Raw genomic sequence first — 22,865 nt, forward strand, 5'->3', positions numbered from 1 at the left:
GGTGCTCGTGCGAGGAGGTCCGCGTGCAGTACGCCGAGTCCGTCGTCGACCTGATCGGCGGCACGCCGCTCGTCCGGCTGTCGCGGGTCACCGCCGACCTGGGCCCGGACGCGCCGCTGGTGCTGGCGAAGGTCGAGTACCTCAACCCGGGCGGCTCGGTGAAGGACCGGATCGCCGTGCGCATGGTCGACGACGCCGAGGCCAGCGGGGAGCTGAAGCCCGGCGGCACGATCGTCGAGCCGACCAGCGGCAACACCGGCATCGGCCTGGCGCTGGTCGCCCAGCAGCGCGGCTACCGGTGCGTGTTCGTCTGCCCCGACAAGGTCAGCCAGGACAAGATCAACGTGCTGCGGGCCTACGGCGCGGAGGTGCACGTCTGCCCCACCGCCGTCGACCCGGCCGACCCGCGGTCCTACTACTCGGTCTCCGACCGGCTGGCCCGCGAGCTGCCCGGCGGGTGGAAGCCCGACCAGTACGCCAACCCGGCCAACCCGCGCTCGCACTACGAGACCACCGGCCCGGAGATCTGGGAGCAGACCGGGGGGAAGGTGACCTGCTTCGTGACCGGCGTCGGCACCGGCGGCACGATCAGCGGCATCGGCCGCTACCTCAAGGAGGCCTCCGAGGGCCGCGTGCAGGTCGTCGGCGTCGACCCCGAGGGCTCGGTGTACTCCGGCGGCACCGGCCGGCCCTACCTGGTCGAGGGCGTGGGCGAGGACTTCTGGCCCGACGCCTACGACCGCGGCATCGCCGACCGGATCGTCCCGGTGTCGGACGGGGACTCCTTCCACATGACCCGGCGGCTGGCCCGCGAGGAGGGCCTGCTGGTCGGCGGGTCGTGCGGCATGGCCGTCGCCGGCGCGCTGCGCGCCGCCGAGGGGCTGACGAAGGACGACGTGGTCGTGGTGCTGCTGCCCGACGGCGGCCGCGGCTACCTCAACAAGATCTTCAACGACCAGTGGATGGCCGACTACGGCTTCCTCGACGTGACCGGCACCGGCGAGACGGTCGGCGAGCTGCTGTCGGCGAAGTCGCGGGACGGGGCCGGCGCGACCCCCACGCTGGTGCACACCCACCCCAACGAGACCGTCCGCGACGCGATCGACATCCTGCGCGAGTACGGCGTCAGCCAGATGCCCGTCGTCAAGGCCGAGCCGCCGGTCACCGCCGGCGAGGTGGTCGGCTCGGTGGACGAGAAGGTGCTGCTCGACGCGCTGTTCGCCGGCCGGGCGTCGCTGGCCGACCGGGTGGAGCGGCACATGTCGCCCCCGCTGCCGATCATCGGCTCCGGGGAGCCGGTCAGCGCCGCCGTCGCCGAGTTCGGCGCCGCCGACGCGCTGGTCGTGCACGTCGACGGCAAGCCCGCCGGTGTGGTCACCCGCCAGGACGTGCTCGGCCACCTCGCCGGCCTGGCGCCTACGGTCGGCTCATGACCGGCTTCGACACCCGCGCCATCCACGCCGGGCAGGACCCCGACCCGGCCACCGGCGCCGTCGTCGTCCCCCTGCACCTGGCCACCACCTTCAAGCAGGACGGCGTCGGCGGGCTGCGCGGCGGCTACGAGTACGCCCGCAGCGGCAACCCCACCCGCGACGCGCTGCACGAGGTGCTCGCCTCGCTCGAGGAGGGCACGGCGGGCCTGGCGTTCGCCTCCGGCCTGGCCGCCGAGGACACCCTGCTGCGCACCGTGTGCGAGCCGGGCAGCCACGTCGTGCTCGGCGGGGACGCCTACGGCGGCACCTTCCGGCTCATCTCGCGGGTGGTCGCGCGGTGGGGCGTCGAGCACACCCCGGTCGACCTCAACGACCTCGACGCGCTGCGCGCGGCGATCCGGCCGGGCGCGACGCGGGTGGTGTGGTGCGAGACGCCGACCAACCCGCTGCTCAACGTCGCCGACATCGCGCTGACCGCCGAGGTGGCGCACGAGGCCGGCGCGCTGCTCGTCGTCGACAACACCTTCGCCTCGCCCTACCTGCAGCGGCCGCTCACCCTGGGCGCCGACGTCGTCGTGCACTCCACGACCAAGTACCTGGGCGGGCACTCCGACGTCGTCGGCGGCGCGCTGGTCGTCCGCGACCCCGACCTGGCCGAGCAGCTGGCCTACCACCACAACGCGATGGGCGCGGTCTCCGGCCCGCTGTCGGACTGGCTGGTGCTGCGCGGCGTGAAGACCCTCGGCGTGCGCATGGACCGCCACCAGGCCAACGCCGGCCGCGTCGCCGAGTACCTCACCGGGCACCCGGCCGTGTCCCGGGTGCTCTACCCCGGCCTGCCCGACCACCCCGGCCACGACGTCGCGGCGAAGCAGATGTCCGGCTTCGGCGGGATGCTGTCGTTCCGGCTGGCCGCCGGCGAGGAGGCGGCGCTGCGGGTCTGCGAGCGGGCCCGGCTGTTCACGCTGGCCGAGTCGCTCGGCGGCGTCGAGTCGCTGATCGAGCACCCGCACCGGATGACGCACGCCAGCGCGGCCGGGTCACCCCTGGAGGTGCCGGCCGACCTGGTGCGCCTGTCGGTGGGCATCGAGGACGCCGACGACCTGCTCGCCGACCTCGAGCAGGCGCTCGCCTAGGGCGCGTCCCCGAGCGAGAGGGCCCCGGTCGGGCACTGCTGCACGGCGTCCCGGACGGCGCCGTCGTCGGCCGGGTCCTCCTGCAGCAGCCGCACCGCGCCGTCGTCGCCGACCTCGAAGACGTCGGGCGCGAGCAGCTCGCACTGCCCGGACCCCACGCAGCGCTCGCGGTCGGCGCCGACCCGCATCAGCGCACCCCGGTCAGCCGGGCCGGCAGGTGCTTGAGCCCGTTGACGAACGACGAGCGCAGCCGGTCGGGCGGCCCGGTCACCTCCAGGTCGGGCAGCTGGTCGAAGACCGCCCGGAAGGTCACCTGCAGCTCCCGGCGGGCCAGGTGGGCGCCCAGGCAGAAGTGCGGCCCCTTGGACCCGAAGCCCACGTGCGGGTTGGGGTCGCGACCGACGTCGAAGCGCTGCGGGTCGGCGAAGACGGCCGGGTCGCGGTTGGCGGCGTTGTAGAACAGCAAGAACTTCTCCCCCGCCGTGAACCGGTGCCCGCCGACCTCGCCGTCCCGGGTGGCGGTGCGGCGCATCCAAGTGACCGGGCTGACCCAGCGCACCACCTCCTCGACGGCGGTGCGGTCCAGCGACGGGTCGGCGGCCCAGCGCGCCCGCTCCTGCGGCCACTCCGACAGCGCCAGCAGGCCCTGGGAGATCGCGTTGCGGGTGGTCTCGTTGCCGGCCACCAGCAGCAGGATGAAGAACGACGCGATCTCCTGGTGCGTGAGCCGCTCGCCGTCGACCTCCGAGCGCACCAGCGCGGTGGTCAGGTCGTCGCGCGGGTCGGCCACCCGCTCGGCGGCCAGCCGCTCCATGAGCGCGGCCATCTCCATGCCGGCGGTGAGGAAGGCGGTCAGCGGGTCGTCGTCCTCGATGAGGTCCGGGTCGCCGCCGGAGAGGATGACGTTGGACCGCGCGAGCACGCCGGGCCGGTCCTCCTCGGGGACGCCCATCATGTCGCAGATGACCCGCAGCGGGATCGGCGCGGCGAGGTCGGTGACCACGTCGACCACCCCGCCGTTCGCCTCCGCCGTCGCCCGGGCACGGGCGAGGACGTCGTCGACCACGGCGCGGACGGAGTCCAGCGTCCGCTCGAGCATCCGCGGGGTGAACGTCTTGGACACGATGCGGCGGATCTTGGCGTGCCGCGGGTCGTCCATGCTGATCAGCGAGCCGTAGAACTCGTGCAGCTCGGCGGGGACGTCCTGCATCGACACCGCACCCCGGCCCGAGCAGAACAGCGCCGGCTGCGAGCTGATCGCCTCCAGGTCGGCGTAGCGGGTGACCGCGTGGTAACCGGGCCCGGCCGGGATGCCGGGCAGGTCGGGCTCGGCGAAGAAGGCGAAGGGCTGCTCGGCGCGCAGCCGGTCGAGTGCCGCGTGCCGCTCCTGCGCCGGGCGGGCCCACCAGTCCCGGTCGGAGAGGTCGACGGTGGAGAGGTCGACGTCCTCGGGTGCGACGGTCACGGGCGGGCCTCCAGGGGTCGGGCGTGCGGACGGTCAGGCCACGCTAGAGACCACTCCCTGTGACCGGCAACACACCACGACGTCAGCACCCCGGGCGGGCGACAGCCACCCCGGGTGTCAGGAGCTCTGGTCGACCAGGTCGCCGTACTCGGGGTGCCGCTCGATCCAGCCGCGCACGAACGAGCACCGGGCGACGACCCGCCCGCCCCGCTGCCGGACGTCGTCGAGGGCGCCGCGGACGAGCGTGCCGCCGAGACCCGAGCCCTCGGCGTCGGGGTCGATCTCGGTGTGGGTGAACACCACCTGCTCGCCGTGCCGCTGGTAGGCGGCCAGGCCCAGCACGCGGTCGCCGTCGCGGATCTCGTAGCGCTCGGACTCGGGGGCGTCGTGCACGGTCGGCTCCATGTCGACCGCCAACCCGGCGCGGTCCCGCGGTGTTCCACGGACACGACGTCCCACGGACACGACGAGGGCCCCGGAGCGTGTGCTCCGGGGCCCTCGTGCCAGTAGCGGGGACAGGATTCGAACCTGTGACCTCTGGGTTATGAGCCCAGCGAGCTACCGAGCTGCTCCACCCCGCGTCGGTGAGTCCCACTGTACACGTCCCTCGCGGGCCCGGTCGGCCGGCCCCGGGTGCGGCCGGGACCGCGACGCGGTAGGACGACGGGAGCAGGGTGCGAGCAGCCGCACCGGACCCCTCCGTCCACGAGCGAGGGCGACATGACCGCCAGCACCGGACCGCAGGACGTCGTCGACGTCCTGACCACCGACCACCACGAGGTCCTCGAGCTCGTCCAGCAGATCCCGACCGCCGAGCCCGCGCAGCGGCGGGACCTCGCCGACACCGTCATCGCCGAGCTGATGCGGCACTCCGTGGCCGAGGAGATGTACGTCTACCCCGCGATGCGGGAGCACCTGCCCGACGGCGACGCCGCCGTGCAGCACGACGTCGAGGAGCACCAGGAGCTCGTGGAGCGGATGAAGGAGCTCGAGGGCGTCGACGCGGCCGACCCGCGCTTCCTCGAGGTGCTCGGCCGGCTGGAGGCGGTGCTGCGCGACCACGTCTCCGACGAGGAGACCGAGCAGTTCCCCGCGCTGCGCGCCCGCCTCACGCGCGAGCAGCTCGTCGAGCTCGGCGGGAAGGTGGAGACGGCGAAGAAGGCGGCACCCACCCGCCCGCACCCGGCGGCCCCGCACAGCGAGCTGTTCCACAAGCTGGTCGGGCCGGGTGTGGGGATGGTCGACCGGCTGCGGGACAAGCTGACCGGCCGGCCGAACCAGGCCTGACCGGACGGCGCCCCCCGGCCCGGGTCCGGGTCGGGGGTCGCCGTCGCGCCTCAGCCGCCGACCGCCGCGAGCGCCTCCAGCCCGATCGCCGCCTGCGGTCCGGGGTTCCGGGTGTTGAGCACCACCGCGACCGCCGCCCCGCTGTCGCGGTCGAACCCGGTGAAGGCCGAGTGCGCGGCCCCGACACCCATGTGCCCCTCGACGGTCAGCTGCCCGGTCGTGTAGCGCTCCAGGCCGAGGCCGTACTCGTGGACGATGCCGAACCGCGACCAGTCCTCGGCCGGGACGAACGTGCGCATCTCCGCCTGGCTCCGTCCGGACAGCAGCCGGCCGTCGCGCAGCGCCCCGGCGAACACGAGCAGGTCGGCCGCCGTCGACTCGAGCCCTCCGGCGGCGCCCCCGACGGTGGGGTGCCAGCAGTCGGTGAGGTCGACGAACCCCGTCTCCTCCACGCCGTAGCCGGGCGTCCCGCGCAGGGCGCCGAGCCGGGTGTGCCGCAGGCCGAGCGGCTCGACGACCCGGTCGCGGACCTCGTCGGCCCACGGGTGGCCGGTCACCTGGCCGACGATCTCGCCGAGCACGACGTAGTTGGTGTTGCTGTACGCGTGCGCGCCTCCTGGGTCGCCCCGCCGCCCGGCGGCCTCGGCGACGGCGATCAGCTCCGCCGGCGTCCACTCCCGCTGCGCGTCGGTCAGCACCGCCGGCTGGTCGAGGTACTCGCCGAGCCCGCTGGTGTGCTGGAGGAGCTGCCGGGGGGTGATCCGGTCGGCGCCGGGGAGGTCGGGCAGGAAGCCGTCGATCCCGGCGTCGAGGTCGAGGCGGCCCTCCTCGGCCAGCTGCAGCACGACGACGGCGACGAACGTCTTCGTGACGCTGCCGACGTTCCACGGGACGGACGGGTCGACGGGGCCGTCGACGTCCAGCGACGGCGTGCCCGAGGTCGCCGTGACGGTGGCGCCGTCCGCCCGGCGCACGGCGAGGACGGCACCGACGAACTCCTGGTCCGCGCGGTGCGCCTCGAGGATCGCGGTCACCGTCCGCTCGAGGTCGGCGTCGGCGACCGGCGACGGAGTGGTCACGCCCGGGTCCGGAGCGGCGGCGACGACGGCGGGCGGGGCGGCCCCGCCGCACGCGGAGGCGACGGTCAGCGCGGCCAGGAGTGCGGCCGCGGCCAGGGTCCGGCCGAGGCGCCGGCCGCCGGCCGGGGGTGCCGGGACGGGAGGGAGCTGCCCGCGGCCGGGAGCCGCGGTCGGGGTGCCGGTCATCGCCGTTCCTCTCCGGACGGGGCGGACGTCGTGCTCAGGGGACGCGGAGGCGCGGCCGGGTACCGGCCGACGGCGCGGACGGTGGGCCAGTCCTCGACCGTCCGCCCCAATCCGGGGCGGACCAGCAGCACGGCCAGCAGGGTCACCACCAGGCCGGCGCCGAGCACGGCGCAGCCGATGCCGGCCAGCGCGGGCAGCTCGGCACCGACCCGGCCCTGCACGTCGACCCCTGCCGAGCCGTCGGCGTTCATGACCACCAGCACCCAGTCGCCGTCGGCCGGCTCCCAGGTCAGCTGCTGCGGGCCCCTGCCGGCGACCTGCGCCGTCCAGAAGTCCTGGTCGGCGGGCGCTCCGGGAGGCGCGCCGCCGGGGATCTCGTCCGCGGCGTCCGCCGGCCCGTCGAAGCCCAGCGCGTCGAGGGTGGTCCGCCCGACGCCGTCCAGGTAGGCCCGCGCGTCGGCGGCCGGGGCGATGCCGAGGAAGACCTCCTCGGCGGTGGCGGGGGTGACCTCGATCCGGGCGCGGCCCAGCGCGGCGGAGACCGGGAGCCAGTCGGCGCCGGCCCGCAGGTCGATCCGGTCGCTGACCAGGGCGTGGCCGGGAGAGCCGAGGCGCTCCTCGGGACTGACGACGAACCCGTCGGAACGGTGCAGCGCGGAGGCCCAGAGCAGGACGCCACCCCCGGTCACCAGGGCCAGGCCGGGGAGCAGGAGCAGCACGCCGAGGACGAGCGCGACCACCCGCCCGGTACGGCCCGCCCTACGGGGCGGCGCGGTCCACGTGGTCTGCCGGACACCGGTCATGGGACACCTCCGGGGGCGAGTGCGCCGCGGCCACCGCGGCGCTGCGGTGCCGCAGCCTGTCGCTCCCGCTGCACCGCCCGGCAGCCCCGCGCGGGGGCGAGGAGCGGCCCCGCGGGAGTGGTCTCCGGTGCGCAGGAGGCGCGCCGACGGGGGACCGCGCCTCCCTCGCGCGAGGGAGACCGGACGACCCGCGCGGGGCTCCCGGTGGCGCACGCCCGGCGGGACGATGGGAGGTGTCGCCGTCCCTGCCCGTCCGGTTCCCGACCGTGAACCGCACCGACGCGGCGCTCGCCGGTGCGCTGGTGGTCGCCACGGTCGCCCTCGCCCTGGTGCGGCCCGCCGGCCCGCCCTACCGGCCGGTCGACGCCGTGGCCGTCGTCCTGGCCGTCGCCGGGCCGCTGGCCCTGCTCTGGCGGTCGACCGCGCCCCTGGTGTCGCTCGTGCTGGCCGATCTGGCGCTGGTCGTCACCACGGCCACCGGTCACGCGGTCGGCCTCCTCCCCTGGCCGGCCTGGATCGCGCTGTTCACCTGCTTCGCCGCGGGCGGACGCCGGGTGCGGGTGGCGGCGGTCGCGGTCGCCGTCCTGGCCACCACCGGCTACCTGGTCCTCGACCCGGTCCACCCGGTCGACGCGCTGCCCGAGATCGCGACGACGTCCCTGGTCGCCGTGGTGGCCGGGGAGCTCAGCAGCCGACGGACGCGCGCGGCGGCCGCCGAGGCCCGCGCGGCCGCGGAGAGCCGGGCGCAGGCACTGGCCGCCGAGCGGCTCCTGCTGCAGGAGCGTGGCCGGCTGGCCCGCGAGCTGCACGACTCACTGGGCCACACGGTCACCGTCATCGTCATGCAGGCCGGGGTGGGGCGGCGGGTGTTCGCCGACAACCCGGCCTTCGCGCACGAGGCGCTGGCGTCCATCGAGACCGTCGGGCGCACCGCGCTCGACGAGCTGGACCGGCTGCTGCGGGTGCTGCAGCCCGACGAGCGCAAGGCCCGGGCCGAGGCCTTCGCACCGACCGTCGCCGACCTGGAGGAGCTGGCCGAGCGGATCCGGGCCACCGGGCGACCGGTGGAGCTGCACACCGACGGGGTGCAGCTGTCGGCCACCGGCGCGCGGGCGCTGTACCGGATCGTGCAGGAGGCACTGACCAACGCCGTCCGGCACAGCCGGGCCGGACGCATCCGGGTGGAGCTCGCGCAGGTGGCCGACCGGGTGCTGCTCGACGTCACCAACGAGGGCGGTGCCCCTGGTGAGGACGCCCCCGTCGACGTCGTGCCGGGCCGCGGGCTGGTCAACATGCGGGAGCGGGCCCGGCTGGAGGGTGGCGAGCTGGAGGCCGGACCGGTGGACGGCGGGTTCCGGGTGCACGCGGAGCTGCCCGCGGGGACGGTGGTGTCGGCGTGATCCGGGTGCTGCTCGCCGACGACGACCGGCTGGTGCGCAGCGGCCTGCGTGCCCTGCTCGACGCCGAGGACGACCTCACCGTCGTCGGGGAGGCCGCCGACGGCCGGGAGGCGGTGGCCCGGGCGCGGGAGCTGCGCCCCGACGTCGTCCTCATGGACGTCCGCATGCCCCGGGTGGACGGGGTGGCCGCCACCCGGGAGATCGCGACCTGGCCCCACCGGCCGCGGGTGCTCGTGCTGACCACCTTCGACCTCGACGAGGTGGTCGACGACGCCCTCGGTGCCGGCGCCGACGGCTTCCTGCTCAAGCGGTCCACGCCCGAGCAGCTCGTCGACGGCATCCGCACCGTGCACGCCGGCGACGCGCTCGTCGCGCCGGCGGTGACCCGCCGGCTGCTCGCCGCGCACGCCGCCCGCCGTCCGCCCGACCCCGAGCGGCTGCGGCAGGCGGCCGCGCTGACCGAGCGGGAGGCCGAGGTGCTCCGCGCGCTGGCCGAGGGGTTGTCCAACGCCGAGATCGCCGGCCGGGTCTGGCTGTCGCCGGAGACGGTCAAGACCCACGTCAAGGCGATCCTCGGCAAGCTCGGCGTGCGGGACCGCACCCAGGCGGTGGTGTGGGCCTACCGGACCGGCTTCGTCGGACCGGACGACGAGGCGCGGCCGTGACCCCCGCAGACGCGACAGGGGCCCTCACAGTCTCTGTGAGGGCCCCTGTCGAGTGGTAGCGGGGGCAGGATTCGAACCTGCGACCTCTGGGTTATGAGCCCAGCGAGCTACCGAGCTGCTCCACCCCGCGTCGGTGAGACCACCATACACCCAGGCGGGGACGGGCCGGAGCCCGCCCCCGCCCGACGGCTCAGCCGGTCGGCGTCGCCGCGGCCGCGGACTGCGCCGCCTGGTAGGCCTCGACGGCCCGCTGCAGCCGGGCCAGCGCCTCGCCCTGCGCGGCGAAGTCACCCGCCCGCTGGGCGTCGGCCAGCGCCTGCAGCGCCGCGTCGAGCTCGGTCACCGCGGCGTCCAGGCCCGGGTCGGCCGTCCCGCCGTCGGCCGGCGGGGTCGGCTCGGCCGGCGTCGTCGGCTCGGTCGTCGGCTCCTCGGTGTCCGGCATCGTCCCGGCGTCGTCGCTGTCGGTGGCCGTGTCCCCCGCCCCGGCGCCGAACACCTGGTCCAGCGCGTCGGAGAGGGTGTCGGCGTACCCGACCCGGCCGCCGTAGTTGACCAGCACCTTGCGCAGCAGCGGGAAGGAGTTCTCCCCCGTCCCCTCCACGTAGAGCGGCTGCACGTAGAGCAGGCCGTTGCCGCCGATCGGCAGGGTCAGCAGGTTGCCGAACACCGCCTGGGAGTTCTGGCTGTTGAACAGCGTGAGGTCCTGGGCGACCTCGTCGTCGGTGTTGAACGACTGCTGCACCTGCTGCGGCCCGCGGAACGGCGTGTTGCCCGGCAGCCGGAGGACCTGGATCTCGCCGTAGGTGTCCGGGTCGCTGGACGCCGAGATGAACGCCGAGAGGTTCTGCCGGCGGAAGGCGTTCAGCGCGCTGGTCAGCTGGAAGATCGCGCCGTCCTCGCCCGGGCGGGCGGCGAGGATGTAGTACGGCGGCTGCGCCTCCTCGGTGTCGACCGTGGGGTCGGCCGGCACCGCCCAGCGGTCGTTCTGGCTGTAGAAGTCGCTCGGGTTGCTCACGTGGTAGCGCGTGAGGATGTCCCGCTGCAGCTTGAACAGGTCCTCCGGGTAGCGGACGTGACCGATGAGCTCGTCGCTCATCGCCTCGCGGTCCTCGATCACCCCGGGGAAGGCGGCCCGGTAGGCCTGCAGCACCGGGTCCTGCTCGTCCCACTCGTACAGCCGCACGGTGCCGTCGTAGGCGTCGACGGTGGCCTTGACCGAGTTGCGGATGTAGTTGAACTGCTCGTTGGGCAGCGCCGTCGTGCCCTGGCCGGTCAGCGCGTCCTGGGCGGCCTCGCCCAGCTCCATCCGCTCGGAGTAGGGGTAGGCGTCCGACGTCGTGTAGCCGTCGAGGATCCAGGTGACGCGGCCGCCGACCACCGCCGGGTAGGGGTCGCCGTCGACCTGCAGGAACGGCGCGGCCTTCTCCACCCGCTCGCGGGGGTCGCGCACGTAGAGCACCTTCGAGGCGTCGTTGACCGCGCCGGAGAGCAGGAAGTTGCGCTCCCGGTAGTAGATGGCGAAGGTCAGCTGCCGGAAGAAGCTGCCGATCGCGACGCCGCCCTCGCCGTCGTAGGTGTTGTTCACCTCGCCGTCGGAGCCGTCCTCCGGCCGGTCGAACTCCCGCGCCTGGCCGCCCTCGGGGGCGCCGACGACGGAGTACACGTCCTCGCCGGCGTCCTGGATGAGCTCGCCGTAGTAGATGCGGGCCTGCTCGACGTCGATGTCGCCGGTGGTGGGCAGGTCGCGGCTGGTGAAGTTCGGCTCGCCGCCCTCCTGGCTGGCGATGACCTGGTTCGCCGGCGCGGCGACGAAGCCGTTGCCGTGGGTGTAGACGGTGTGCCGGTTGATCCAGGTGCTCTGGTTCTCGCTGAGCCCCTCGCTGTTGAGCTCGCGGACGGCGACGACGTAGTCCTGCGTCTCGCCGTCGATCGTGTAGCGGTCGATGTCGAGCCGCTCGGGGAAGCCGTAGACGTTGCGGATCTGCTGGCGCGCGGTGAACGTGTCGGAGAGCACGTTGGGGTCGAGCAGCCGCGCGTTGGGGATCGTGGCGTCGTCGGCGCGCAGCTGGGCGAGGGCGGCGTCGGTGTCGACGTCGTCGCCCGTGGCCTCCTGCGCGAAGTCCACGTACTCGACGTCGTCGTCGGTCAGGCCGTAGGCCGCCCGCGTCGAGGCGATCGCCCGCTCGATGTAGGCCGCCTCCCGCTCGTTGGCGCTCGGCCGGACGACGAACTGCTGCACGATCGCCGGGTAGGCCACGCCGATGACCAGGCTGGACAGCAGCAGGAGGACCAGCGCGGCGGCCGGCAGCCGGAAGTTGCGGACGACGACGTTGGCGAAGAACGCCACGGCGCAGAACGCGGCGGCGAACACGAGGATCGTCTTGGCCGGCAGCAGCGCGTTGACGTCGGTGTAGCTCGCGCCGCTGAACAGCCCGCCGCGGTCGGAGTAGACCAGGGCGTAGCGGTCGAACCAGTACGCGACCGCCTTGAGCGCCACGAAGAGGCCGAGCAGCACCGACAGCTGCACCATCGCCGCGCCGGTGAGCTTCTGCCCCGGCGTCTGCAGCCGCAGCCCGCCGAAGACGTAGTGGGTGAGCAGCGAGCCGATGAGCGCCAGCAGCACGATCGCGAAGCCGAAGCTGATCAGCAGCCGGTAGAAGGGGTACTCGAAGACGAAGAACGACAGGTCCAGGCCGAACTGGGGGTCGACCTCGCCGAAGGGCACCGAGTTGCGGAAGGTCAGCCAGGTCTCCCAGCTGCCCTGCGCGGTGAACCCGGCGAACAGCCCGACGACGACGGCCACGGCGGTGAGCACCAGCGTGCGCCGCGGCTCGAGCGACTGCCGGTAGCGCTCCAGGTTCTGCTGCTCCAGCGACATCGGCCGGAACGCCGGGCGGAAGCGGTAGGCGAGGTGGATCGCCAGCGCGGTCAGCCCGCCGGTGGCGACACCGGCGACGGCGAACAGCAGCGCGCGGGTCTGCAGCTCGGTCCAGAAGACCTCGGTGAACCCGGTCTCGTCGAACCACAGGTAGTCGACGTAGACGTTGGTCAGCGTGCCGATGGCCGTGAACAGCACCAGCAGCACGGCGATGGACCCGATGACCACCTTCGCGCGCCGCGACAGCGTCGGCACGGACACGGGGGGCCGCATGGCCACGAGCGGTCTCCTTCAGTTGCGGTGCGGCGGAGCACGGGGTGCGCCACCGCGGTGGGGCGACCGCGGGGTGGAGCTGCGGTGCGGTCTGACTGTGCGTGTGTGGTCGGTCGGCACGGGCTCCGGCCCGGTACCGGCCACTGTCGCCCGGACCAACGTCCGGCGCGGCACCGGGTTCCCCGGGGACCCCCTGCTGGCCGACAGCTTCCCCCAAGCGGCCGGTGCCGTGCCGCGCGGCCGGTCGGGGGGCCTCAGCAGCCCTCGGGGGTGCGGCCCGCGCGGAGGTCGGCCAGGGCGTCGAGGGCGTCGTCGAGGTCGGCGACGCGGGCGAGGGTCAGTCCTGGCTGCGGCGCGCCGAGGGCGTCGGCGCAGTTGTCGGCCGGCACGAGGAACAGCTCGGCGCCGATCTCGGTGGCCGCCACCATCTTCAGCTGGATGCCGCCGATCGGGCCGACGGTGCCGTCGGCGTCGATGGTGCCGCTGCCGGCCACGACCGCGCCCTCGGTGAGGTCGGTGTCCCCCACCAGGTCGAGGATGCCGAGGGTGAGCATCAGGCCCGCCGACGGGCCGCCGACGTCGGCGACGTCGATGTCGACGTCGAAGGGCGCCGAGGGCTGCTCGCGCACCAGCACGCCGAGCACCGAGCCCCCGCGGTCGGCCGCGGCGCCGGTGGTGACCGTGACGGTCCCCGGCTCCCCCAGCCGCGTGTAGCCGACCTCGACGGGGGTGCCGGGTGGGGTGGCGGCGAGGGCGTCGGTCAGCGCGGCGTTGTCCGGCGTCGGCCGCCCGCCGACGGACTCGATGGCGTCGCCCTCCTCGAGCAGACCGTCCGACGGCGAGTCGTCCCCGGACACCCCGCGGACGACGACCTTGACCGGGTAGCCCAGCTCCCCCAGCGCCGCGGCCTCGGCCGACTCCTCGGAGGTGAGGAAGGCCTGCCGGTTGGCCCGCTCGATCTCGTCCTCGGTCTGGTCGGGCGGGTACACCGACTCCTCCGGGACCACGCTGACCTCGTCGTCGAACCAGCCGCGGACGGCCTCCACCAGGCTCAGCCCCGCCCGGCCCACGCCGACCGTCGTCAGGTTGAGGTTGCCGCTGACGTCGTTGCGCTCGCGGCCGCGCACGCTGATGACCGGGTCGCCGTCGATGTCGCCCAGGGTGTTGAAGGTCGGGCCGGGCACCTGGGCCACGTAGGGCACGGGCAGCGCCGCACCGAGGACACCGGCGACGAGCAGCAGCACCACACCGACGGCGAGGACGGCGATCCGACGGGTCACGACCGGCCAGCCTAGGTGCTGCTGCCGGCGGTCCTCGCCGCCACGGCGTCCGCTCAGGGCGGACGCGGGGGGTCCCGATCCGCCCGCCGGGGCGTGATCACGCGTCTACCGTGGGGGCATGAGCGACGTGCCGTTCGGCTTCGGCCTCCCCGACCGCGACCCCGAGCGCCGCGACCAGCCCGGGCAGGACCCGTTCGGCTTCGGCGCGCTGTTCGGCCCCGGCGGTGCCGGCGCCGGCACTCCGGAGGAGCTGCTGGGCAAGATGCCGCTGTTCGCCGAGCTGCAGAAGCTCATGAACTGGTCGGGCGGCCCGGTGAACTGGGACCTCGCGCGCCAGGGCGCGATCAGCGCGCTGGCCACCGGCACCCAGCCGACGTCGGAGGCCGAGCGGGCCGCCGTCGCCGAGGCCCTGCGGCTGGCCGACCTGTGGCTGGACCAGGCCACCGACCTGCCCTCCGGCGTCGAGCGCACGCTGGCCTGGTCCCGCGTGGAGTGGGTCGAGCAGACGCTGCCGGCGTGGAGCGCGCTGATCGACCCGCTGGCCGAGAAGGTCGTCGCCGCCATGACCGGGGCGCTGCCGCAGGAGGCCCTGGCCGTCGCCGGGCCGCTGGCCGGGATCATGGGCCGGATGGGCGGGCTGATGTTCGGCGCCCAGGTGGGCCAGGCCTTCGGCCGGCTGGCCGGCGAGGTGCTCACCGGCACCGAGGTGGGCCTCCCGCTGGCCCCGGCGGGCGCCGGCGTGCTGGTGCCGCAGAACGTCGCCGAGTTCGCCGGCGGCCTCGACCGGCCCGCCGACGAGGTCCGGCTGTTCCTGGCCCTGCGCGAGGCGGCCTCGCTGCGGCTGTTCGCGCACGTGCCGTGGCTGCGCCAGCAGCTGCACGACGCCGTCCACGCCTACGCGCGGGGCATCACCATCGACCGCGAGGCCATCGAGCGCGGCCTGCAGGACGCGATGGGCTCGATGGGCGGCGGCTTCGACCCCTCGAACCCCGAGGCCGTCCAGGAGCTGCTCGGCAGTGGGCTGCTCGAGCCGGAGGAGACGCCCGAGCAGCAGATGGCCCTGCGCCGGCTGGAGACGCTGCTGGCCCTCGTCGAGGGCTGGGTGGACGCCGTCGTCGCGGAGGCGGCGGGCGAGCGGCTGCCCGGCCACGGCGCCCTGGCCGAGACGATGCGCCGCCGTCGGGCGTCCGGCGGCCCCGCCGAGCAGACCTTCGCCACCCTGGTCGGCCTCCAGCTGCGCCCGCGCCGGCTGCGGGACGCCGCGACCGTGTGGGGCGCGATGGCCCAGCGGTACGGCACCGCCGAGCGCGACCGGCTCTGGTCGCACCCCGACCTGCTGCCCACGTCCGACGACCTCGACGAGCCGCTGGACTTCGTGGCCCGCCAGGGTGCCGACGACGAGCTGCGCCGGCTCACCGCCGACGACGCCCGGGAGCCCGGCGGCACGGAGCCCGACGACCGCGCCTGACCCGGAGCTGCTCGTCGGCCCCCTGCAGGGTCCCGCCGCGAGCCTGCGAGGGGCGTGCCCGGCGACGGGCCCGGAGGGTCCTCGCCGGGTGCCCCCGTCGGCCCCCTGCAGGGTCCCGCCGCGAGCCTGCGAGTGGCGTGCCCGGCGACGGGCCCGGAGGGTCCTCGCCGGGTGCGCCGTCGGGGCTCCGCGCAGGTCGGGACAGCACGTGGCCGCGGTGCGGTCCGGAGGACCGCCGTGACTCAGTCCACCAGGTCGTCGGCAGTGCCGTCCTCGGCCGCCTCGGCGCGGGCGGCCTCGACGCCCTCGAGGAAGCCGCGGGCCCGCTCGGCCAGCGGGTAGCGGGCCACCAGCGCCCAGAAGCGGGCGTCGTGGCCGGCCTCGACCAGGTGGGCCAACTCGTGCACGAGCACGTAGTCGACGACGTACTCCGGCATCGAGCGCAGCCGGCTCGACAGCCGGATGCTGCCGTCGGACGGCGTGCAGGACCCCCAGCGGCGCTGCTGGTTGTCCACCCACCGCACGCTGGCCGGCCGGGGCACGCCGTCGAGGTGCGCCGCCGACAGCGCCCCGGCCCGCGCCATGAGCTCGGCGTCGCCCCCGAGCGACCGGCGGCGGCGCTCCTCGCGGGTCTGCAGCTTGGCCACCATCTGCGCCACCCAGCGCCGCTCCTCGGCGGGGGTGAACGCGGCCGGGATGAGCACGATCGTGCGGCCCGACTCGCGGTAGGCGGTCACCGTGCGGCGGCGGCGCGCGCTGCGGCGCACCTCGACCGGCCCGAGGGCGGGGGCGGGGCCGCGCGAGGAGTCGGAGGTCGATCCGGGCACGACAGGACCGTAGTTCCCGCGGGCCGCCGACGCGCCGGGGGGAGGCACCCGCTCGGGTACGAGTCGCACGGACGGTGGACAGGCCGCGGCCCGACCCGGCGGGAACGGTGTCCACAGCATCGCCGTCGCGTCCGCGCAGGTGACGGGCGTGCCGCCGGCAGGTGACCGGCCGGTGACCACCGCCCGTCCCCTGCCCGCACACAGCGACACGCCGCGGCGTCCCCACGCCGTCCACAGCGTCGTCCACAGGCTGTGGGTGCGCTGCCGGCCGGCACCCGCCGGGGGCGCCGGGCGGACACGGCCGTCCGGGTAGCGTTCCGCGGCGACGGCGGCGCCCGGGGCGGGCGCCGAGCGGCTCGACGAGGAGGAGGCACCGTGGCGGAGAGCTACAACGGCTACTGCGTGAAGTGCAAGGAGAAGCGGGACTTCGACGGCGAGGTCAAGGTCAGCGAGTCCGGCCGCCGCATGGCGCAGGGCACCTGCCCGGTCTGCGGCACCAAGATGAACCGGATCCTCGGCAAGGCCTGAGGAAGGCCCCCTCCGCCCCCGACCACCCGCTCCGCACGTGGCGGGGGCCCTGCAGAGAGGCCGTTTCAGCACGTCGCCGACGGCGGCGCTCCGCAGGGCGGGGCGCCGCCGTCGGCGTCCCGGCCTGTGGACGACGGCAGCGGGCGGGGCCGCCGCGCTGGCACCCTGCGCCGGTGTCCGACGCCACCCACCCCCTCCTCCCACCGGGGACGCCGCTGCTGCGGCGCTCGGCCGACGCGGTCCAGGTCGGCGGGATCGACGGCGCCGACGGCCTGCTGGTCGGCTCCGACCCCGACGCGGTCACGGCGCTGCTGCGCGGCCTGGACGGCCGCCGGGCGCAGCGTGCGGTCCTCGCCGACGCCGGCGCGGCTGGCCTCGACCCCGGGTCGGTCGCCGACCTGCTGGCGGCCCTGCGCGCCGCGGGCGCACTGGTCGACGTGGAGGCCGCCGACCTGCTGGCCGCCGACGCCGGGCCCGCCGCCGCGGTGCGCACGGCCGCCGAGCTGGCGGCCGCCCGCGACGGCACCGGGTCCTCCCGCTGGCACGCCCGCCGCGGCGCCTGCGTGGTGGTCGAGGGCGCGACCCGCGTCGGCGTCCCCGTCGCGGCGCTGCTGGCCGCCAGCGGCGTGGGCCGGGTGAGCGTGCGCGACCGCGGGGTCGTCGCCGCGGGTGACGCCGTCCCCGGCGGGCTGACCGCCGGTGACGAGGGACGGCCCCGCGGCGCGGCCGCCGCCGACGCGGTCCGCCGCGCCGCGCCGCTCACCGACCTGCGGGCGCCGGCACCGGGCGCGCTGCCCGACCTGGTGGTCCTCGCCCGGCCCTGGGCCGCCTCCGACCCGCTGGTCGCCGGCCTCCGGGACGCCGGCGTGGCCCACCTGGTCGCGGCCGTGCGCGGGGAGACCGGCGTGGTCGGGCCCTTGGTCGTGCCGGGCGTGACCAGCTGCCTGCGCTGCGCCGACCTGCACCGGCGCGACGCCGACCCGGCCTGGCCCGTCCTGGCCGCCCAGCTCACCGCCGCCGACGGGCCGCCCAGCGGCGCCGCGCTCACCTGCTGGGCGACGGCGCTGGCCGCCGCGCAGCAGGCGCTGGCCTACCTCGACGGCAGCGGCAGCCCGGCGTCCCTCTCGGCCGTGGTCGAGCTGCACCCGCCGGACCTGGCCCCCCGGCTGCGCCGCTGGCCCCCGCACCCGGCCTGCGGCTGCACCGGGACGGGCCGCCCGCCGACCCGGGCCGGACGGGCGGACCGGCTCCCGTCAGCGGCCCGGACGCCCGGGAGGGGACAATGACCCTGTGAGCGACGACGCACAGGGGATCCCCAGGGGCTCGATCTCGCGCACCGCGCGACTGGCCTCGCTGCCCCTGGGCGCCGCCGGCCGCGCCACGCTCGGCATCGGCAAGCGGTTGTCCGGCCAACCGCAGGAGGCCGTGACCGCCGAGCTGCAGCAGCGCACCGCCGAGCAGCTGTTCGCCGTCCTCGGCCAGCTCAAGGGCGGGGCGATGAAGCTCGGCCAGACGCTGTCGGTCTTCGAGGCCGCCGTTCCCGACGAGGTGGCCGCGCCCTACCGCGAGGCGCTGGTCAAGCTCCAGGAGGAGGCGCCGCCGATGCCGGTGCGCACCGTGCACGCGGTGCTCGCCCAGCAGCTCGGCGGCACCTGGCGCACCCGGTTCCGGGAGTTCGACGACCAGCCGGCGGCCGCGGCCAGCATCGGCCAGGTGCACCGCGCCACCTGGCGGGACGGGCGCGAGGTCGCCGTCAAGATCCAGTACCCGGGCGCGGCCACCGCGCTGATGGCCGACCTCAACCAGCTGGCCCGCTTCGCCCGGCTGTTCGCCGCGCTCTTCCCCGGGCTGGACGTCAAGCCGCTGATCGCCGAGCTCAAGGCGCGGGTGGTCGAGGAGCTGGACTACGGGCTGGAGGCCGACGCACAGCGCCAGTTCTCCGCCGCCTACGCCGGCGACCCCGAGATCGTGGTGCCGCGGGTCGTGGCCAGCGCACCCAAGGTCATCGTGTCCGAGTGGCTCGAGGGCCTGCCGCTGTCCCGCGTGATCGCCGACGGCACCCGCGAGCAGCGCGACCGGGCCGGGCACCTGATGGCGGTGCTGCACTTCTCGGCGCCCACCCGCGCCGGCCTGCTGCACGCCGACCCGCACCCGGGGAACTTCCGGCTCGTCGAGGGCGACCGGCTCGGCGTCATCGACTTCGGCGCCACCGCGCGGCTCCCCGACGGGCTGCCCGAGCCGATCGGCCGCCTGGTCCGCTGGGCGCTGGAGGGCCGCGCCGAGGACGTGCTCACCGACCTGCGCGCCGAGGGCTTCGTGCGCCCGGGGGTGGACGTGCACGCGCAGGGCGTCCTGGACTACCTGCGCCCGATGCTCGAGCCGATCGAGCGCCACGGCTTCCGCTTCACGCGGAGGTGGATGCAGGAGCAGGCCGCCCGGCTCGCCGACCCGCGCAGCGAGGCCAACCGGCTGGGCCGCCAGCTCAACCTCCCGCCGGCCTACCTGCTCATCCACCGGGTGACGATCGGGTCGATCGGCGTGCTCTGCCAGCTCGACGCGGCCGCCGACTACCGCAGCGTGCTCGAGGAGTGGCTGCCCGGCTTCGTGGCCTGAGCCGGGCCCCGGACGCGAGGAGGCCGGGCCCCCGACGCACCGGGAGCGTCGGGAGCCCGGCCTCGGCTTGGTGACGGGCTGCAACGGCCCTCCTGCAGGGGCCCACCACGAGCGCAGCGAGTGGTGGGGGCAGGAGGGTCCTTCATCAGCGGACGGCGGCGCTGGCGCGCGCGGCACGCCGGCTGGCGTACTCGGCGCGCCGGGCCCACCGGCGGGCGGCCCGGAGCCGGCGCGCCCGTCCGGCGGCGTCGGCCTCGGCGCGCAGCTCGCTGAGGCGCGCGGTGGCCAGGTCGTACTCGTACGTGGTCATGTCGGTCCCTCGGTGCTCGTCGGGCGTCGGTGCCCGCTCGGACTGCAGGTGTCGGTGCTGGGTGTGGGTGCCGCCGCCGCTCACGCGGCGACGACCTTGCGGGGACGGCCCCGCGGACGCTTGCGCGGGATGACCGCGCCCCGCTCGAAGATCTCGCCGCCCCAGACGCCCCACGGCTCGCCGCGGTCGAGCGCACCGGCCAGGCAGGCGTCGCGGACCGGGCAGTCCCCGCAGAGGACCTTGGCCTGCTCCAGCTGCGCCGGGCTCTCGGCGAACCACAGGTCGGGGTCCTCCGTCCCGCGGCAGGGCAGCGGGCGCCGCACCGGTGCCGGGGACAGGGGCGTGTGCGGCGTCCTCGGGGTGGCGCCGCCGGTCCGGGGGAGCCCGGGTCGGCGGTGGGACGTCGGGCGGTCGATCGTCTGTAGCACTGCCGCTCCTCCTCGTACTCGTCGTCTGCGCGGCCGGCGGGGGCCCGCCGACCGGGTGGTCGGGGCCGGGTGCCGCGGAGATGACAGAGGCCGCGGATCCCGGGGTTCGGGTTCCGCGGCCTCGAGGAGGACCGGTCGAGCGGCTAGCTCTGCGGTCTCCCCGGGGAGTGGTTCCCGAGGGTGTGGCGCATGTGGGTGGTGTCGGTGCGCTGGTCGGCGACGATCACGACGCCGGTGGCGACCACGTCGGTGCCGAAGACGTCGGTGCCGAAGACGTCGGTGCCGAGGACGCCGGTGGGCAGACCGGTCCCCTGGAGCGGGGCGGCGGGCGCAGCGACGGCGGTGCCGGTCAGGTCGAACGGCGTCAGGGAGCGGACGACGCCGTAGCGCGGCCGGGCGGTGGGCACGACGACGGCCCAGGCCGGACGCACGGCGAGGGCACCCGGGCCGGAGACCCCGGCGGGGGTGCAGATCGACGGAGTGCTGATCACGGTTACCCCCTCCTCCCGGGGTCGGAGCCGGCGGTCGGGCCGGGCTCGGTCTGGCGCGCCCGAGGGGGTCCCGTCAGGCGCAGGACGGACAGTAGGGGGCGCGCCGTCCGGGCCGCAATCGAATTAACGACCGTGTCCTCCGGGCGCGGGACGGACCCACCCGCACCCGTCCCGTCGGCACGCTCGGTGGCCGCTCAGCCGCTGACGGTCGCGAGGACCTCGTCGCCGTAGAGCTCGAGCTTGCGGGAGCCGATCCCGGGCAGCCCGGCCAGCTCGCGGGTGCTGGTCGGCCTCGCCTCGGCGATGGCCTGCAGCGTGGCGTCGCTGAAGACCACGTAGGCCGGCACCGACGCGGCCTGCGCGGTGCTGCTGCGCCAGGCACGCAGCCGCTCGAACAGCTCCCCCGCCTCACCCTCCAGCACGACCTTGGCCTTCTTGACCTTGCGGGGCACGGGCGCCGCCGAGGGCGTGGACCCGGGCACCAGGCCCTCGAGGAAGCGGCTGCGGGAGCGGGGTCGGCGCGCGCCGGGGTTGCGCACCAGCGACCAGGACAGGGTGAGCTGCTCGCGGGCCCGGGTGACGGCGACGTAGAGCAGCCGCCGCTCCTCCTCCACCGCCTCCGGCCGGGACAGCGACTGCGCGATCGGCAGCACGCCGTCGACGAGGCCGACGACGAACACCGCGTCCCACTCCAGGCCCTTGGCCGCGTGCATCGAGGCCAGTGTGACGCCCTGCACCGTCGGCGCGTGCTGCGCGTCGGCCCGCTCGGCCAGGTGCGCGACGAACCGCGGGAGGTCGGTGGTCGGGTCCTCCGCGACCAGGTCGACGGCGAGGTCGACGAGCGCGGCCAGCGACTGCCAGCGGTCGCGCGCCGCGCCCCCGGCCGGCGGGCGGTGCTCCACCCAGCCGACGGAGGCCAGCACGTCGCGCACGGTAGGCACCAGCGCGCCGGGCTCGCTCCCGCCGGCCGCCGCGCCGCGCAGCAGGACGACGGCCTCGCGCACCTCCGGCCGCTCGAAGAACCGCTCGCCGCCCTTGAGCACGTAGGGCACCCCGGCGTCGGCGAGCGCCGACTCGTAGACCTGCGACTGGGCGTTGATCCGGAACAGCACCGCGATCTCCGACGCGGGCGTCCCGGCCTCGACGAGGGCGCGGCAGGCCTGGGCGACCGCGGCGGCCTCGGTGGGTTCGTCGGCGTGCTCGAGGAAGCGCGGCGCCGGCCCCTCGGCGCGCTGGCCGAGCAGCCGCAGACCGGGCAGCCCCCTGCGCGGCGGCGCCTGGCCGATCAGCTTGTTGGCCAGCGCGACGACCTGCGGCGTGGACCGGTAGTCGCGCTCGAGCTTGACCACCTCGGCGTCGGGATAGCGGTCGGCGAAGCCGAGCAGGTGGTCGGGGTCGGCGCCGGTGAAGGAGTAGATGGTCTGGTTGGGGTCGCCGACGACGCACACGTCGGCCCGGCCGCCCAGCCACGCGTCGAGCAGCCGCTGCTGCAGGGGGTTGACGTCCTGGTACTCGTCGACGACGAAGTGGCGGTACTGCCCGCGGACCGCCCGGGCGACGTCGGGGTGCTCCTCGAGCGCGAACGCGGTGACCAGCAGCAGGTCCTCGAAGTCCAGCGACCCGTCGCGCTGCTTGGCCGACTCGTAGGAGCCGTACACCCGCGCCACGGCGTCGGCCTCGAACGGCGGTTCCCGGCCCGCGGCCTGCGCCCGCTGGGCGTAGTCCTCGGGGGTGGCCAGCGTGGTCTTGGCCCACTCGATCTCGCTGGCGAGGTCGCGCAGGCTGGTGCGGTCGGTGGTCAGCCGGTTGCGGGTCGCCGCCGAGGCGACCACCCGCAGCTTGTTCTCGATCAGCGGCGGCATCGGCCCGCCCAGCACGCGGGGGGCGAAGTAGCGCAGCTGGCGCATCGCCGCGGCGTGGAAGGTGCGGGCCTGCACGCCGCCGACGCCGAGCCCGGCCAGCCGGGTGCGCAGCTCGCCGGCCGCCCGCGCGGTGAAGGTCACCGCCAGCACCTGCTCGGGCACGAAGGCGCCGACGTGGACGCCGTAGGCGATCCGGTGGGTGATCGTGCGGGTCTTGCCGGTCCCCGCGCCGGCGAGGATGCACACCGGCCCGCCGACCGCCTGCGCCGCCGTCCGCTGCTCCTCGTCGAGCCCGGCCAGCACCGCCTCGGCACCGGCGGTCGTGGGCGCCGGGGCGCCCGCGGCACGTCCGGGGGCGTCGGCTGTCCGCGGCATGCGCAGGTCCTCCAGGGGCGTGGTCCACGGGGGTGGGGCTGGTCGGTCACGAGACCGTCCCCGAGTCTCCCAGCCGGG

Annotated in this window: 21 protein-coding genes and 2 tRNA genes; 9 read left to right on the top strand and 14 right to left on the bottom strand. The window is 75.7% G+C overall.

The features are described 5' to 3' along the window. Positions 1-23: 23 nt before the first annotated feature. Complete coding sequence (locus tag BLQ97_RS01335; protein WP_091362533.1) at positions 24-1,433, top strand: cystathionine beta-synthase; 1,410 nt, start codon at positions 24-26, stop codon at positions 1,431-1,433. Further along, positions 1,430-2,569 carry a cystathionine gamma-synthase gene (locus BLQ97_RS01340; protein WP_091362534.1) on the top strand — a complete coding sequence of 380 codons (1,140 nt, stop codon included), beginning with the start codon at positions 1,430-1,432 and terminating at the stop codon, positions 2,567-2,569. Before BLQ97_RS01335 ends, BLQ97_RS01340 begins: the two co-directional genes overlap by 4 nt. On the opposite strand, the gene BLQ97_RS01345 is transcribed toward BLQ97_RS01340, so the two are convergent. From BLQ97_RS01345 to BLQ97_RS01360, 4 genes are all read right to left on the bottom strand, one after another. Continuing rightward, the gene (locus BLQ97_RS01345) at positions 2,566-2,757 is read right to left on the bottom strand and encodes a ferredoxin (protein WP_091362535.1); all 192 of its coding nucleotides are present in this window, start codon (positions 2,755-2,757) and stop codon (positions 2,566-2,568) included. The two genes, BLQ97_RS01340 and BLQ97_RS01345, sit on opposite strands and share 4 nt — an antisense overlap. Beyond that, positions 2,757-4,034, bottom strand: coding sequence for a cytochrome P450 (locus BLQ97_RS01350; RefSeq protein ID WP_091362536.1), 1,278 nt, complete (start codon positions 4,032-4,034; stop codon positions 2,757-2,759). Before BLQ97_RS01350 ends, BLQ97_RS01345 begins: the two co-directional genes overlap by 1 nt. A 117-nt stretch (positions 4,035-4,151) precedes the next feature. Continuing rightward, positions 4,152-4,439, bottom strand: coding sequence for a GNAT family N-acetyltransferase (locus tag BLQ97_RS01355; protein WP_091362537.1), 288 nt, complete (start codon positions 4,437-4,439; stop codon positions 4,152-4,154). A gap of 102 nt (positions 4,440-4,541) precedes the next feature. Continuing rightward, positions 4,542-4,615 (bottom strand) — tRNA-Met (locus tag BLQ97_RS01360). Positions 4,616-4,754: 139 nt separating this feature from the next. On the opposite strand from BLQ97_RS01360, the gene BLQ97_RS01365 reads away from it, so the two are divergent. Then, positions 4,755-5,321, top strand: a complete 567-nt coding sequence (locus BLQ97_RS01365; RefSeq protein WP_091362538.1) for a hemerythrin domain-containing protein — start codon at positions 4,755-4,757, stop codon at positions 5,319-5,321. 50 nt (positions 5,322-5,371) lie between these two features. Here BLQ97_RS01365 and BLQ97_RS01370 read toward each other — a convergent pair whose 3' ends face one another. Continuing rightward, positions 5,372-6,586 carry a serine hydrolase domain-containing protein gene (locus tag BLQ97_RS01370; protein ID WP_091362541.1) on the bottom strand — a complete coding sequence of 405 codons (1,215 nt, stop codon included), beginning with the start codon at positions 6,584-6,586 and terminating at the stop codon, positions 5,372-5,374. Then, the gene (locus BLQ97_RS01375) at positions 6,583-7,389 is read right to left on the bottom strand and encodes a hypothetical protein (protein ID WP_175471548.1); all 807 of its coding nucleotides are present in this window, start codon (positions 7,387-7,389) and stop codon (positions 6,583-6,585) included. Before BLQ97_RS01375 ends, BLQ97_RS01370 begins: the two co-directional genes overlap by 4 nt. A gap of 266 nt (positions 7,390-7,655) precedes the next feature. Here BLQ97_RS01375 and BLQ97_RS01380 point away from each other — a divergent pair, with 266 nt between their 5' ends. After that, positions 7,656-8,789, top strand: coding sequence for a sensor histidine kinase (locus BLQ97_RS01380; protein WP_217637007.1), 1,134 nt, complete (start codon positions 7,656-7,658; stop codon positions 8,787-8,789). Then, positions 8,786-9,454, top strand: a complete 669-nt coding sequence (locus BLQ97_RS01385; protein WP_091362544.1) for a response regulator — start codon at positions 8,786-8,788, stop codon at positions 9,452-9,454. Before BLQ97_RS01380 ends, BLQ97_RS01385 begins: the two co-directional genes overlap by 4 nt. Before the next feature lie 53 nt (positions 9,455-9,507). Here the strand turns inward: BLQ97_RS01385 and BLQ97_RS01390 are convergent. The 3 genes from BLQ97_RS01390 to BLQ97_RS01400 form a co-directional block, all read right to left on the bottom strand. Continuing rightward, positions 9,508-9,584 (bottom strand) — tRNA-Met (locus tag BLQ97_RS01390). Positions 9,585-9,644: 60 nt separating this feature from the next. Further along, on the bottom strand, positions 9,645-12,605 hold the full coding sequence (locus tag BLQ97_RS01395) for a UPF0182 family membrane protein (RefSeq protein WP_245691840.1): 2,961 nt from the start codon (positions 12,603-12,605) through the stop codon (positions 9,645-9,647). Between the two features lie 254 nt (positions 12,606-12,859). After that, on the bottom strand, positions 12,860-13,885 hold the full coding sequence (locus tag BLQ97_RS01400) for a YlbL family protein (protein WP_091362548.1): 1,026 nt from the start codon (positions 13,883-13,885) through the stop codon (positions 12,860-12,862). Positions 13,886-14,003: 118 nt separating this feature from the next. Between BLQ97_RS01400 and BLQ97_RS01405 the strand changes: the two genes are divergently transcribed. Continuing rightward, the gene (locus BLQ97_RS01405) at positions 14,004-15,353 is read left to right on the top strand and encodes a zinc-dependent metalloprotease (protein ID WP_091362550.1); all 1,350 of its coding nucleotides are present in this window, start codon (positions 14,004-14,006) and stop codon (positions 15,351-15,353) included. Between the two features lie 242 nt (positions 15,354-15,595). Here BLQ97_RS01405 and BLQ97_RS01410 read toward each other — a convergent pair whose 3' ends face one another. After that, entirely contained in the window at positions 15,596-16,180 is a 585-nt protein-coding gene (locus BLQ97_RS01410; protein ID WP_245691711.1) for a M48 metallopeptidase family protein, read from the bottom strand. A gap of 375 nt (positions 16,181-16,555) precedes the next feature. Between BLQ97_RS01410 and BLQ97_RS23175 the strand changes: the two genes are divergently transcribed. The 3 genes from BLQ97_RS23175 to BLQ97_RS01420 all read left to right on the top strand — a co-directional run bounded on the left by BLQ97_RS23175 (position 16,556) and on the right by BLQ97_RS01420 (position 19,321). After that, the gene (locus tag BLQ97_RS23175; protein ID WP_012950213.1) at positions 16,556-16,708 is read left to right on the top strand and encodes a DUF5679 domain-containing protein; all 153 of its coding nucleotides are present in this window, start codon (positions 16,556-16,558) and stop codon (positions 16,706-16,708) included. Between the two features lie 173 nt (positions 16,709-16,881). Then, positions 16,882-17,994, top strand: coding sequence for a ThiF family adenylyltransferase (locus tag BLQ97_RS01415; protein ID WP_091362552.1), 1,113 nt, complete (start codon positions 16,882-16,884; stop codon positions 17,992-17,994). Between the two features lie 4 nt (positions 17,995-17,998). After that, positions 17,999-19,321: an ABC1 kinase family protein gene (locus BLQ97_RS01420; RefSeq protein WP_091362553.1), complete on the top strand. Its 1,323-nt coding sequence runs from the start codon at positions 17,999-18,001 to the stop codon at positions 19,319-19,321. Between the two features lie 145 nt (positions 19,322-19,466). Here BLQ97_RS01420 and BLQ97_RS23180 read toward each other — a convergent pair whose 3' ends face one another. From BLQ97_RS23180 to BLQ97_RS01440, 4 genes are all read right to left on the bottom strand, one after another. Continuing rightward, a complete protein-coding gene (locus tag BLQ97_RS23180; protein WP_175471549.1) occupies positions 19,467-19,631 on the bottom strand; it encodes a hypothetical protein in 165 nt (54 codons plus the stop codon). An 80-nt stretch (positions 19,632-19,711) separates the two neighbouring features. Beyond that, positions 19,712-19,954, bottom strand: a complete 243-nt coding sequence (locus tag BLQ97_RS01430; RefSeq protein ID WP_281181352.1) for a WhiB family transcriptional regulator — start codon at positions 19,952-19,954, stop codon at positions 19,712-19,714. 248 nt (positions 19,955-20,202) lie between these two features. Beyond that, positions 20,203-20,550: a hypothetical protein gene (locus BLQ97_RS01435; RefSeq protein WP_091362557.1), complete on the bottom strand. Its 348-nt coding sequence runs from the start codon at positions 20,548-20,550 to the stop codon at positions 20,203-20,205. A gap of 194 nt (positions 20,551-20,744) precedes the next feature. After that, positions 20,745-22,787 (bottom strand): ATP-dependent helicase, encoded by a 2,043-nt coding sequence (locus BLQ97_RS01440; protein WP_091362559.1) that lies wholly within the window; start codon positions 22,785-22,787, stop codon positions 20,745-20,747. Between the last annotated feature and the right edge of the window lie 78 nt (positions 22,788-22,865).

It is taken from the genome of Geodermatophilus telluris, from assembly GCF_900102745.1.
GTDB classification, from domain to species: domain Bacteria; phylum Actinomycetota; class Actinomycetes; order Mycobacteriales; family Geodermatophilaceae; genus Geodermatophilus; species Geodermatophilus telluris.